Origin of the sequence: Pseudomonas sp. B21-056, assembly GCF_026016325.1 — a bacterium.
Lineage (GTDB): Bacteria > Pseudomonadota > Gammaproteobacteria > Pseudomonadales > Pseudomonadaceae > Aquipseudomonas.
Genome location: NZ_CP087203.1, coordinates 2,244,257 through 2,257,534 on the forward strand (window position 1 = coordinate 2,244,257; position 13,278 = coordinate 2,257,534).

A 13,278-nucleotide genomic window follows, 5' to 3' on the forward strand; every position below is an offset into this window, starting at 1 on the left:
GGTCAGTACAGGTGCTGGATGATAAATCGTCATCGCGAGCCGTCTGGAAACACAAACCCCGGCACAAGGCCGGGGTTCGTGTACTTGCTTACAACCTTATACCAGCGCGGCAATCGCTGCGTTGAAGGTGGCGCTCGGGCGCATGGCCTTGCTGGTCAGCTCAGGGTTGGCGAAGTAGTAGCCGCCGATTTCCACCGGCTTGCCTTGAACGGCATTGAGCTCGGCAACGATTTTTTCTTCGTTGTCGGTCAGCGTCTTGGCCAGGGTGGTGAACTGCGCCTTGAGGGCTGCATCGTCATTCTGTGCGGCCAGTGCCTGGGCCCAGAACAGGGTCAGGTAGAAGTGGCTGCCACGGTTGTCGATGCCGCCGACCTTGCGCGAAGGCGACTTGTTGCGGTCCAGGAACTCGCCGGTTGCCTGGTCGAGGGTCTTGGCCAGTACCAGGGCTTTCGGGTTGTTGTAGGTCACGCCCAGGTGTTCGAGGGAGGCGGCCAGGGCCAGGAACTCGCCCAGGGAATCCCAACGCAGGAAGTTTTCTTCCAGCAGTTGTTGAACGTGTTTCGGCGCGGAACCGCCAGCACCGGTTTCGAACAGGCCGCCGCCATTCATCAGCGGCACGATCGACAGCATCTTGGCGCTGGTGCCCAGTTCCATGATCGGGAACAGGTCGGTCAGGTAGTCGCGCAGCACGTTGCCGGTCACCGAAATGGTGTCCTTGCCGTCGCGGGTACGACCCAGGGTGAACTTCATTGCGTCGACCGGCGACATAATGCGCAGGTCCAGGCCGGTGGTGTCGTGGTCCTTCAGGTAAGCCTGGACCTTCTCGATCACCACGCCGTCATGGGCGCGCATCGGGTCCAGCCAGAAGATGGCCGGGGTGTTGCTGGCGCGGGCACGGTTGACGGCCAGCTTGACCCAATCCTGGATCGGCGCGTCCTTGGTCTGGCACATGCGGAAGATGTCGCCAGCCTCGACGCTCTGCTCCAGCAGGGTGCGACCGCTGCTGTCCGAAACACGGACCACGCCGTCGGCCTTGATCTGGAAGGTCTTGTCGTGGGAGCCGTACTCTTCGGCTTTCTTGGCCATCAGGCCGACGTTCGGCACGCTGCCCATGGTGGTCGGATCGAAGGCGCCATTGGCCTTGCAGTCTTCGATCACCGCCTGGTAGATGGTGGCGTAGCAGCGATCCGGGATCACGGCCTTGGTGTCGTGCAGCTGGCCGTCGGTGCCCCACATCTTGCCGGAGTCACGGATCATGGCCGGCATCGAGGCGTCGACGATGACGTCGCTCGGCACGTGCAGGTTGGTGATGCCCTTGTCGGAGTTGACCATCGCCAGCGCAGGACGCACTGCGTAGACCGCCTGGATGTCAGCTTCGATCTGCGCCTGCTGCTCGGCCGGCAGGGCCTTGATGCGGGCGTACAGGTCGCCGATGCCGTTGTTCAGGTTGAAGCCGATCTGCTCCAGCACCTGGGCGTGCTTGGCCAGGGCGTCCTTGTAGAACTCGGCGACGATCTGACCGAACATGATCGGGTCGGAGACCTTCATCATGGTGGCCTTGAGGTGAACCGACAGCAGCACGCCTTTTTGCTTGGCGTCTTCGATTTCGGCGGCGATGAAGTCGCGCAGGGCGTTCTTGCTCATCACGGCGCAGTCGAGGATCTCACCGGCTTGTACGGTGGTCTTTTCCTTCAGGACGGTGGCAGTGCCGTCCTGGGCGATCAGCTCGATTTTCACGCTGCCGGCGGCGTCGATCAGGGCGGCTTTTTCGCTGCCGTAGAAATCGCCGGTGCTCATGTGGGCCACGTGGGACTTGGAGTCGGCGGCCCAGGCGCCCATCTTGTGCGGGTGCTTGCGGGCATAGTTCTTGACCGACAGAGGTGCGCGGCGGTCGGAGTTGCCTTCGCGCAGGACCGGGTTCACGGCACTGCCCTTGACCTTGTCGTAACGGGCCTTGGCTTCTTTGTCGGCTTCGCTGGTCACGGTTTCCGGATAGTCCGGCAGTGCGTAGCCCTGGGCCTGCAATTCCTTGATCGCGGCCTGCAGTTGCGGCACCGAGGCGCTGATGTTCGGCAGCTTGATGATGTTGGCTTCAGGCGTGACGGCCAGGTCGCCCAGTTCGGCGAGGTGGTCGGCTACGGCTTTGTCACCCAGTTGCTCGGGGAAGCTGGCCAGGATGCGCCCTGCGAGGGAGATGTCGCGGGTTTCCACGGCAATCTCGGCCGAAGCGGTAAAGGCTTCGACGATCGGCAGCAGCGAATAGGTGGCGAGGGCGGGCGCTTCGTCGGTGAAGGTATAGATGATCTTCGAGCGGGTGGGCATATTCGGATTAACTCTCTTCTTTGCTAAAGCATGCGCAGAAACTCGAGGGGCGCCGGGTAAGCGCGTTCGTTCAAAGTCAGCCGTGAGCCGAATGTCGAGGTTTCTTCGCGGTGATGTTGGGTGCATCAGTCGAGCGTCAAGCGGTCGGGCCGCGATAACGGTCCGGCTTTATAACTGGCGGGAAGGCCCTTGGTAGAGCAGTCAGCCGTCGTGACCCTGCGGTCAGCGGCGGCATTATACATAGGTAGCTGGCAATCTGCCGATGGTTCATAGACCTCCAGATACGTCCATTGGTCTAAACGTCGCAGGACCGGTGCGCTGGCCTATGCTCATATTTGGCGCTTTTCCCTTGGTTTTCAGGCTTGTACGTGGCGAACTGTGCGACTTTCCCCTCGATGGGTCTAACCTAGGGTTTGCGCGTCGATTCAACTGGGGTACGCTCGGACGCAGCCAGATGTTCAATCCAAGCAATGGAGTTCAGCATGGGGTATCAAAAGATTCAGGTTCCAGCCGTCGGTGACAAGATCACCGTCAATGCAGACCATTCTCTTAATGTTCCCGACAACCCGATCATCCCCTTCATCGAAGGCGACGGCATTGGCGTCGACATCAGTCCGGTCATGATCAAGGTTGTGGACGCTGCGGTTCAGAAGGCCTACGGCGGCAAGCGCAAGATTTCCTGGATGGAAGTCTATGCCGGTGAAAAAGCCACCCAGGTCTACGACCAGGACACCTGGCTGCCCCAGGAAACCTTGGATGCGGTCAAGGATTACGTGGTTTCCATCAAGGGCCCCCTGACCACGCCGGTCGGTGGCGGCATCCGCTCGTTGAACGTGGCCCTGCGTCAGCAATTGGACCTGTACGTCTGCCTGCGCCCGGTGCGCTGGTTCGAAGGCGTGCCGAGCCCGGTGAAGAAACCTGGCGACGTGGACATGACGATCTTCCGCGAGAACTCCGAGGACATCTATGCCGGCATCGAGTGGAAGGCCGGTTCGGCCGAGGCCACCAAGGTCATCAAGTTCCTGAAGGAAGAAATGGGTGTCACCAAGATCCGTTTCGACCAGGATTGCGGCATCGGCGTCAAGCCGGTTTCCAAGCAGGGCACCAAGCGCCTGGCGCGCAAGGCCTTGCAGTACGTGGTCGACAACGATCGTGACTCCCTGACCATCGTGCACAAAGGCAACATCATGAAGTTCACCGAAGGTGCCTTCAAGGAGTGGGCCTACGAAGTGGCCGCCGAGGAATTTGGCGCCACGCTGCTCGATGGCGGGCCGTGGATGCAATTCAAGAACCCGAAGACCGGCAAGAACGTGGTCGTCAAGGACGCCATCGCCGATGCCATGCTCCAGCAGATCCTGTTGCGTCCGGCCGAATATGACGTGATCGCGACCCTCAACCTCAACGGCGACTACCTCTCCGACGCCCTGGCGGCGGAAGTGGGCGGTATCGGTATTGCGCCGGGTGCCAACCTGTCCGACACCGTGGCGATGTTCGAAGCCACCCACGGTACCGCGCCCAAGTATGCGGGCAAGGACCAGGTCAACCCGGGGTCGCTGATCCTGTCGGCAGAAATGATGCTGCGTCACATGGGGTGGACCGAAGCGGCCGACCTGATCATCAAGGGCACCAACGGCGCGATTTCGGCCAAGACCGTGACCTATGACTTCGAACGCCTGATGGAAGGTGCCAGGCTGGTGTCGTCCTCGGGCTTCGGCGATGCCATGATCTCGCACATGTAAGCGGATCGACGCGCAATAAGGACGCCCGGCTCGAGTGATCGAGCCGGGCGTTTTGTTGACCGATGACTGCAGATGGTCAATGGGTTTCAGTGACTTTGGTTTTGACTTTGACTGTTTCGGGGGCAGATGTGCTTTCGACCTCGACCGGCGAAATGTTGACCGCGTGCAGGCCCTTGGGCCCCTGGATCACTTCGAATGTCACGGGCTGCCCGGCCTTCAGGGTTTTGTAGCCTTCCATCCTGATGGCCGAGAAATGTGCGAAAAGGTCTTCATCCCTGCCAGACGCCAGAATAAAGCCGTAGCCCTTGGCGTTGTTGAACCATTTCACCTTGCCACTCATCTTGACGACCGACATAGACCATTTCCCTCTGCAACGCACTCCATCACTGGAGTATCATCCAGTTCATCCGCAATCTAATCTTGTTTTAAGGATCGATTCCACGGACCTTTTTAACCCACGATGGGCTCTATTGGTTGTAACACCGTTTTGCCGATAGTCAAGGTGACGCGGCGGTGGCGGTTGAAATCGCCAGCCAGTGCCCCCATCACTGTATTTGCCAACTAAACGAACCTTTCTTTCCATGCATGCAATCAGCCAGATTCGACTAACATTCAATCAGGATCGCCCGGATCTACATGACGACGATTCCGCAGGCATTGCTGTTCAGGAAGCAAAGCCTGCGTTGCAGGCGCCACCGATGTACAAGGTGGTTTTGTTCAACGATGACTACACACCGATGGATTTCGTCGTCGAAGTGCTCGAGGTGTTTTTTAACCTGAATCGCGAGCTGGCGACCAAGGTCATGCTGGCCGTCCATACAGAGGGACGGGCAGTATGTGGAGTGTTTACCCGCGACATCGCCGAAACAAAGGCCATGCAGGTCAACCAGTACGCCCGGGAAAGCCAGCATCCGCTACTCTGTGAAATCGAGAAGGACGGTTAACGCCGACCACTTGGGTATGAGGTGAAGCCATGTTAAACCGCGAGCTCGAAGTCACCCTCAATCTAGCCTTCAAGGAGGCCCGTTCGAAGCGTCATGAGTTCATGACCGTCGAGCACCTGCTGCTGGCCCTATTGGATAACGAGGCTGCCGCCACCGTTTTGCGTGCCTGCGGCGCGAACCTCGATAAACTCAAGCATGATCTGCAGGAGTTCATTGACTCCACCACGCCGTTGATCCCCGTTCATGACGAGGATCGTGAAACCCAGCCAACCCTGGGCTTCCAGCGTGTCCTGCAACGTGCTGTCTTTCATGTACAGAGCTCGGGCAAGCGTGAAGTCACCGGCGCCAACGTGCTGGTCGCCATCTTCAGCGAACAGGAAAGCCAGGCGGTTTTCCTGCTCAAGCAGCAGAGCGTTGCGCGTATAGATGTCGTCAACTACATCGCCCACGGCATTTCCAAGGTGCCGGGGCATGGCGACCATTCCGAAGGCGAGCAGGATATGCAGGACGAGGAGGGCGGCGAGTCTTCTTCTTCGGGCAATCCGCTGGACGCCTATGCCAGCAACCTGAACGAACTGGCACGCCAGGGTCGCATCGACCCGTTGGTCGGGCGCGAGGCGGAGGTCGAGCGTGTTGCGCAGATCCTGGCTCGGCGTCGCAAGAACAACCCGTTGCTGGTGGGCGAGGCGGGCGTGGGTAAAACCGCGATTGCCGAAGGCCTGGCCAAGCGTATTGTCGACAACCAGGTACCGGACCTGCTGGCCAACAGCGTGGTGTATTCCCTTGACCTGGGCGCCCTGCTGGCCGGTACCAAGTACCGTGGCGATTTCGAGAAGCGCTTCAAGGCGTTGCTGGGCGAATTGAAGAAACGTCCGCAGGCCATCCTGTTCATCGACGAAATCCACACCATCATCGGTGCGGGTGCCGCGTCCGGCGGTGTCATGGACGCCTCGAACCTGCTCAAGCCGCTGCTGTCTTCGGGCGATATCCGTTGCATCGGTTCGACCACCTTCCAGGAATTTCGCGGGATCTTCGAGAAGGACCGTGCCCTGGCTCGGCGCTTCCAGAAGGTCGATGTGTCGGAGCCTTCGGTGGAAGACACCATTGGCATCCTGCGCGGCCTGAAGGGGCGTTTCGAGCTGCACCACAATATCGAGTACAGCGATGAAGCCCTGCGGGCCGCGGCTGAACTGGCCTCGCGCTACATCAATGACCGGCACATGCCGGACAAGGCCATCGATGTGATCGACGAAGCGGGTGCCTATCAGCGCCTGCAACCGGTGGAGAAACGCGTCAAGCGCATCGAAGTGCCTCAGGTCGAGGATATCGTGGCGAAAATCGCCCGTATCCCGCCCAAGCACGTCACCAGTTCCGACAAGGAACTGCTGCGTAACCTGGAGCGTGACCTGAAGCTGACGGTGTTCGGCCAGGATGCGGCCATCGATTCGCTGTCGACGGCCATCAAGCTGTCCCGCGCTGGTCTCAAGTCGCCGGACAAGCCGGTCGGTTCCTTCCTGTTCGCCGGTCCCACCGGTGTGGGCAAGACCGAGGCCGCACGGCAACTGGCCAAGGCAATGGGGATCGAACTGGTACGCTTCGACATGTCCGAGTACATGGAGCGCCACACCGTCTCGCGTCTGATCGGTGCGCCTCCGGGGTATGTCGGTTTCGACCAGGGCGGTTTGCTGACCGAAGCCATCACCAAGCAGCCACACTGTGTGTTGTTGCTCGATGAAATCGAGAAGGCGCATCCGGAAGTCTTCAACCTGCTCCTGCAGGTCATGGACCACGGGACGCTGACCGATAACAACGGGCGCAAGGCGGACTTCCGCAACGTGATCGTGATCATGACCACCAACGCCGGTGCCGAAACCGCAGCGCGGGCTTCGATCGGCTTTACCCATCAGGACCACTCGTCCGATGCGATGGAAGTGATCAAGAAGAGCTTCACACCTGAATTCCGCAACCGCCTGGACACTATTATCCAGTTTGGTCGCCTCAGCCATGAGGTCATCAAAAGCGTGGTGGACAAGTTCCTCACCGAACTTCAGGCGCAGCTCGAAGACAAGCGTGTGCTGCTGGAAGTCACCGATGCGGCCCGCAGCTGGCTGGCAGAAGGTGGTTACGATGTGACGATGGGGGCACGGCCGATGGCTCGCCTGATCCAGGACAAGATCAAGCGTCCGCTGGCCGAGGAAATCCTCTTTGGCGAACTGGCCGAGCATGGCGGTGTGGTCCACATCGACATCAAGGATGGCGAGCTGACCTTCGACTTCGAAACCACGGCCGAAATGGCCTGATCGAAACCTGTAATAAAGCAGAAGGCGCCGGAAGGCGCCTTTTTGTTGTCTTGAGAATATCGAACCTGTGGGAGCGAGCCTGCTCGCGATGGCGCCGACACATTCAACATCAATGCAGGCTGATCCACCGCCATCGCGAGCAGGCTCGCTCCCACATTGGATCTGCGTGGTCATCAAATCCCAGGCAAACAAAAACGCCCGGTATCAGCCGGGCGTTTTGTATTGACCTGTTAGCGAGCGCGGTAAGTGATGCGCCCTTTGCTCAAGTCATAGGGCGTCAGCTCGACGCGCACTTTGTCGCCGGTAAGAATACGAATGTAGTTCTTGCGCATCTTGCCGGAGATGTGCGCGGTAACGACGTGCCCATTTTCCAACTCCACACGAAACATGGTGTTGGGCAGGGTGTCGACGACAGTGCCTTCCATTTCGAAGCTGTCTTCTTTCGACATGCAGTAAAGCCCTCGGTGTCCAGTGAATGGCCCGGTGCAACTGCGCCAGGCAAAAGCGGCGTGCATTGTGCCCGAAAAAGGGGGGGCAAGCCAAGGGGTTCTAGTGGCCTGTCTCAGGCGTCGCCAAAAATGAACGGCTTATTTCCGAGGCAGGACACTAGCTGAGGACAACCCAACGTTGGTTAACCAGCAGTTCAATCGGCCGATATTGGGTCTTGTAGTTCATTTTCTTGCAGTTCTTGATCCAGTAGCCCAGGTACACCGCTTCCAGGCCAAGGCGCCGGGCTTCGTTGATCTGCCAGAGAATGGCAAAGCGTCCCAGGCTGCGCCGTTCTTCGTCCGGCTCATAAAAGGTGTACACCGCTGAAAGCCCGTTGGGCAGCAGGTCCGTGACGGCAATCGCCACCAGTCTTCCTTCGAGGCGGAACTCATAAAAGCGGGAAAAGGGCAGGTCACGCACCAGGAAGGTCGAAAACTGATCGCGGCTGGGCGGGTACATGTCGCCGTCGGCGTGGCGCTGCTCGATGTAGCGCTGGTACAGGTCGAAATATTCTTCGCTGAACTGGGGCTTGGCCGGCCGCACCTGGAGATCGGCATTGCGCTTGAAAATGCGTTTCTGCTGGCGATCAGGCGTAAATTGCGCCACCGGGATGCGCGCTGGCACGCACGCATTGCAATGCTGGCAATGGGGCCGGTAGAGGTGATCGCCACTGCGCCGAAAACCCATTTCCGACAGGTCTGCATAGACGTGCACATCCATGGGCTGGCTAGGGTCGAGGAACAGCGTCGTAGCCTGCTCTTCGGGCAGATAACTGCAAGAGTGGGGTTGAGTGGCATAAAACTTCAAGCGCGCCAACTCGGTCATGATCAACCCTCGGGATAAGCTTTGGATTAAGTGTAAGCCACTGGGGCAAATGTCGCTCAGCAAACCCAGGTTGCGTGGTTGGGCTGGTCCAGGTGCGCCTTGAGGTAGCCGGCAAACGCTGAGCGAGTGATCGACCGGGCGCCCAGGCTGTGCAAGTGCTCGGTGGGCATCTGGCAGTCTATCAGCACAAAACCGGCCGTCTTGAGGTGTTGGACCAGAGTGGCGAAGCCGAATTTCGACGCGTTGTCGGCCCGACTGAACATGGATTCGCCGAAAAACAGTTGGCCCATGGCCAGGCCGTACAGGCCGCCCACCAACAGACCCTGGTCCCAGACCTCCACCGAATGGGCGAAGCCGCGCCGATGCAGTTCCAGGTAGGCGGTTTGCATGGCACCGGTGATCCAGGTGCCGTCAGCATACGCCCGCGGTGCGGCGCAGGCCTGGATGACCGCCGCGAAGTCTTGGTCGAACGTCACTTCATAGCGTTGTTTGCGCAGGAGCTTGCCCAGGCTGCGCGAGACATGCAGTTCGTCGGGAAACAGCACCGTGCGCGGGTCGGGAGACCACCACAGGATCGGTTGCCCCTCGGAAAACCAGGGGAAGCAGCCGTGGCGATAAGCCTGGATCAGCCGGTCGGCAGACAGATCGCCGCCGGCGGCCAGCAAGCCGTTGGGGTCGCGCATGGCTTTTTCCAGGGGTGGAAAATCAAGGGAATTGCGTTGTAACCACGTCAGCATTGTTGTCCGAACTTGCAGAAGGGGAGGGCACCAGAGGTTGCGCGCGGATGAATTGTGGCGAGGGGATTTATCCCCGCCGGGCTGCGCAGCAGCCCCAAAAGCAGCCTATTCAATCCGTCTGACCCACCGGGGTGTTTGGTTTTAGGGCTGCTGTGCAGCCCGGCGGGGATAAATCCCCTCGCCACAAGATGCGCGCTTGTCCAAAGATAACCGTCAAACGGCCGGAATGTCATCGAGATACTTCTCGGCATCCAGCGCGGCCATGCAGCCGGCACCGGCCGAGGTAATGGCCTGGCGATACACATGATCGGCCACGTCGCCGGCTGCGAACACACCTTCGATATCGGTCGCGGTGGCATTGCCTTCGCTGCCGCCGCGCACGAGCAGGTAGCCGTCGCGCATGGTCAACTGGCCCTGGAACAGATCGGTATTGGGTTTATGGCCGATGGCGATGAACACCCCGGCCAGTTGCAACGTACTGGTCTCGCCGCTCTGGCTGCTTCGCAGGCGCGCGCCGGTGACGCCGCTGGCGTCCCCCAGCACTTCGTCCAGGTTCTGGTTCCAGTGCAGCCTTATATTGCCGTTGGCAGCCTTTTCGAAGAGTTTGTCCTGCAGGATTTTTTCCGAGCGCAGCTTGTCCCGGCGGTGGATCAGATGCACCTCCCGGGCGATGTTGGAGAGGTACAAGGCTTCTTCAACCGCGGTGTTGCCGCCGCCGACCACGGCCACCACCTGGTTGCGGTAAAAGAACCCGTCGCAGGTCGCGCAGGCGGAAACGCCTTTGCCGGCGAAGGTTTCCTCCGATGGCAGGCCCAGGTACTGGGCGGATGCGCCGGTGGCGATGATCAAGGCATCACAGGTGTAGGTGCCGCTGTCGCCGATGAGCTCGAACGGCCGCTGTTGCAACTTGGCGGTGTGGATATGGTCGTAGACGATCTGCGTGTCGAAGCGCTCGGCGTGTCGCTGCATACGTTCCATCAGTACCGGGCCGGTCAGGCCTTCGACGTCGCCGGGCCAGTTATCGACTTCGACCGTGGTGGTGAGCTGGCCTCCGGCCTGTATGCCGGTAATGACAACGGGTTTGAGGTTGGCTCGGGCGGCATAGACCGCTGCACTGTACCCTGCGGGACCGGAACCTAGAATGATCAGGCGTGAATGCTTCACTTCGTTCATAAAAACACCTCATAAGCCTTTGTCACAAAAGACAATGCATGGTCCAATTGGCGCTTGTGCGACCCGTTTCCGACGACGCTGTCACCCGGCGTGCGGGCAATGCCTTGGCGCCGACAAACCCGTACAATGCTTGAGTTTTGAACGCAGGATGGGCTAAAGATCAACATCTTCGGCAACACCTGCGGTTTTCCGGACGCACCTCTCAGTGGTAAAAGTAGTACCGGTTGTGCACATTCACTTTTTTACCTGCTCGTAGTGAGCAGTTTTTATAGTCATTCAACAGATGGACGCGCCATTGGCGCAGGAAAAGAAGCGTTTTGAAGAAATCCACCGCAGCACCTAAAACAGTCGTCCCGCTCTGGCGCCAGCAATTGCACTACCGACTCAAGGAAGGTGCATTGATCGCCATCGGTGCCTTGTGCCTGTTCCTGATGATGGCCTTGCTGACCTACGGCAAGGACGATCCGGGCTGGAGCCATAACAGCAAGATCGACGACGTGCAGAACTTCGGCGGTCCGGCCGGCTCCTACAGCGCCGACATCCTGTTCATGGTGCTGGGTTATTTCGCTTATATCTTCCCGCTGTTGCTGGCAATCAAGGCCTACCAGATCTTTCGCCAGCGCCACGAGCCGTGGCAGTGGAGCGGCTGGCTGTTCTCCTGGCGGCTGATCGGCCTGGTGTTCCTGGTACTGTCGGGGGCCGCGCTGGCCCATATCCATTTCCATGCCCCCACTGGCCTGCCGGCCGGGGCGGGCGGGGCCCTGGGGGAAAGCCTTGGCGATCTGGCCAGGAACGCCCTGAACATCCAGGGCAGCACGCTGTTGTTCATCGCCCTGTTCCTGTTTGGCCTGACGGTGTTCACCGACCTGTCGTGGTTCAAGGTCATGGACATCACCGGCAAGATCACCCTCGACCTGATCGAATTGATCCAGGGCGCCGTGAATCGCTGGTGGGCGGCGCGTACCGAGCGCAAGCAACTGGTGGCGCAACTGCGTGAAGTGGACGACCGGGTCCATGACGTGGTGGCCCCGACGGTGCCCGACAAGCGCGAGCAGGCCAAGGTCAAGGAACGCTTGATCGAGCGCGAGCAGGCCCTGAGCAAGCACATGTCCGAGCGCGAGAAGCAGGTGCCGCCGGTCATCACCATGGCCCCGGCCAAGCCGCCGGAGCAGAGCAAGCGCGTGCAAAAAGAGAAACAGGTGCCGCTGTTCGTCGACAGCGCGGTGGAAGGCACCTTGCCGCCGATTTCGATCCTGGACCCGGCCGAGAAGAAACAGCTCAACTATTCCCCCGAATCCCTGGCGGCCGTCGGCCATCTGCTGGAAATCAAGCTCAAGGAGTTCGGTGTCGAGGTGTCGGTGGATTCGATTCACCCAGGCCCGGTCATCACCCGATACGAGATTCAGCCGGCCGCCGGGGTGAAGGTCAGCCGCATCGCCAACCTCGCCAAGGACCTGGCGCGTTCGCTGGCCGTGACCAGCGTGCGGGTGGTGGAAGTGATTCCAGGCAAGACCACCGTGGGTATTGAGATTCCCAACGAGGACCGGCAGATCGTGCGCTTCTCCGAAGTGCTGTCGACCCCCGAGTACGACAACCACAAGTCGCCGGTCACCCTGGCCCTGGGCCATGACATCGGCGGCAAGCCGGTCATCACCGACCTGGCGAAGATGCCCCACCTGCTGGTGGCCGGTACCACCGGTTCCGGTAAGTCGGTGGGGGTGAACGCGATGATCCTGTCGATCCTGTTCAAGTCCGGCCCGGAAGACGCCAAGCTGATCATGATCGACCCGAAAATGCTTGAGTTGTCGATCTACGAAGGCATCCCGCACCTCTTGTGCCCGGTGGTTACCGACATGAAGGACGCCGCCAACGCCCTGCGCTGGAGCGTCGCCGAGATGGAACGTCGCTACAAGCTGATGGCCAAGATGGGCGTGCGCAACCTGTCGGGCTTCAACGCCAAGGTCAAGGAAGCCGAAGAGGCCGGCACGCCATTGACCGACCCGCTGTACCACCGCGAAAACATCCACGACGAAGCGCCGCTGCTGCACAAGCTGCCGACCATCGTGGTGGTGGTGGACGAATTCGCCGACATGATGATGATCGTCGGCAAGAAGGTCGAAGAGCTGATCGCCCGTATCGCCCAGAAGGCCCGTGCGGCGGGTATCCACCTGATCCTCGCCACGCAGCGGCCGTCGGTGGACGTGATCACCGGCCTGATCAAGGCCAACATCCCGACCCGCATGGCGTTCCAGGTGTCCAGCAAGATCGACTCGCGGACCATCATCGACCAGGGCGGCGCCGAGCAATTGCTCGGTCACGGTGACATGCTCTACATGCCGCCGGGCACCAGCCTGCCGATCCGCGTACACGGTGCGTTCGTCTCCGACGACGAGGTGCACCGCGTGGTGGAAGCCTGGAAACTGCGTGGCGCTCCCGAATACAACGACGACATCCTCAACGGTGTCGAAGAAGCCGGCAGCGGTTTCGAGGGCGGTGGCGGCGGTGGCGACGAAGACGCGGAAACCGATGCGCTCTATGACGAAGCGGTGCAGTTCGTCCTGGAAAGCCGCCGGGCGTCGATTTCCGCCGTCCAGCGCAAGCTCAAGATCGGCTACAACCGTGCCGCACGCATGATCGAAGCCATGGAAATGGCCGGGGTCGTGACGGCCATGAACACCAACGGTTCGCGCGAAGTACTGGCGCCGGGCCCGATGCGCGACTAATGACCCGGGCGGCCCTTCACGCGCCG

10 protein-coding genes are annotated in these 13,278 nt (G+C 60.2%); 4 read left to right on the plus strand and 6 right to left on the minus strand.

The genetic code is table 11. The annotated features are described in order from the left end of the window. Nucleotides 1–96: 96 nt before the first annotated feature. The gene (locus LOY67_RS10020; RefSeq protein WP_265067009.1) at nucleotides 97–2,322 is read right to left on the minus strand and encodes an NADP-dependent isocitrate dehydrogenase; all 2,226 of its coding nucleotides are present in this window, start codon (nucleotides 2,320–2,322) and stop codon (nucleotides 97–99) included. A gap of 482 nt (nucleotides 2,323–2,804) precedes the next feature. Here LOY67_RS10020 and icd point away from each other — a divergent pair, with 482 nt between their 5' ends. Continuing rightward, nucleotides 2,805–4,061, plus strand: a complete 1,257-nt coding sequence (gene icd, locus LOY67_RS10025; protein WP_265067010.1) for an NADP-dependent isocitrate dehydrogenase — start codon at nucleotides 2,805–2,807, stop codon at nucleotides 4,059–4,061. A gap of 76 nt (nucleotides 4,062–4,137) precedes the next feature. Here icd and cspD read toward each other — a convergent pair whose 3' ends face one another. Beyond that, on the minus strand, nucleotides 4,138–4,401 hold the full coding sequence (gene cspD / locus LOY67_RS10030; RefSeq protein ID WP_265067738.1) for a cold shock domain-containing protein CspD: 264 nt from the start codon (nucleotides 4,399–4,401) through the stop codon (nucleotides 4,138–4,140). A 241-nt stretch (nucleotides 4,402–4,642) separates the two neighbouring features. Between cspD and clpS the strand changes: the two genes are divergently transcribed. Further along, nucleotides 4,643–5,005: an ATP-dependent Clp protease adapter ClpS gene (clpS, locus tag LOY67_RS10035; RefSeq protein WP_015094394.1), complete on the plus strand. Its 363-nt coding sequence runs from the start codon at nucleotides 4,643–4,645 to the stop codon at nucleotides 5,003–5,005. A gap of 29 nt (nucleotides 5,006–5,034) precedes the next feature. Continuing rightward, on the plus strand, nucleotides 5,035–7,305 hold the full coding sequence (clpA, locus tag LOY67_RS10040; RefSeq protein WP_265067011.1) for an ATP-dependent Clp protease ATP-binding subunit ClpA: 2,271 nt from the start codon (nucleotides 5,035–5,037) through the stop codon (nucleotides 7,303–7,305). A 230-nt stretch (nucleotides 7,306–7,535) separates the two neighbouring features. On the opposite strand, the gene infA is transcribed toward clpA, so the two are convergent. The 4 genes from infA to trxB form a co-directional block, all read right to left on the minus strand. Then, on the minus strand, nucleotides 7,536–7,754 hold the full coding sequence (gene infA / locus LOY67_RS10045) for a translation initiation factor IF-1 (protein WP_002553999.1): 219 nt from the start codon (nucleotides 7,752–7,754) through the stop codon (nucleotides 7,536–7,538). 157 nt (nucleotides 7,755–7,911) lie between these two features. Further along, nucleotides 7,912–8,619, minus strand: a complete 708-nt coding sequence (locus LOY67_RS10050; protein ID WP_265067012.1) for an arginyltransferase — start codon at nucleotides 8,617–8,619, stop codon at nucleotides 7,912–7,914. Between the two features lie 56 nt (nucleotides 8,620–8,675). Continuing rightward, the gene (gene aat / locus LOY67_RS10055; protein ID WP_265067013.1) at nucleotides 8,676–9,356 is read right to left on the minus strand and encodes a leucyl/phenylalanyl-tRNA--protein transferase; all 681 of its coding nucleotides are present in this window, start codon (nucleotides 9,354–9,356) and stop codon (nucleotides 8,676–8,678) included. 213 nt (nucleotides 9,357–9,569) lie between these two features. Further along, a complete protein-coding gene (trxB, locus tag LOY67_RS10060) occupies nucleotides 9,570–10,529 on the minus strand; it encodes a thioredoxin-disulfide reductase (RefSeq protein ID WP_265067014.1) in 960 nt (319 codons plus the stop codon). A gap of 317 nt (nucleotides 10,530–10,846) precedes the next feature. Here trxB and LOY67_RS10065 point away from each other — a divergent pair, with 317 nt between their 5' ends. Beyond that, nucleotides 10,847–13,252, plus strand: coding sequence for a DNA translocase FtsK (locus LOY67_RS10065; RefSeq protein WP_265067015.1), 2,406 nt, complete (start codon nucleotides 10,847–10,849; stop codon nucleotides 13,250–13,252). Nucleotides 13,253–13,278: the final 26 nt, after the last annotated feature.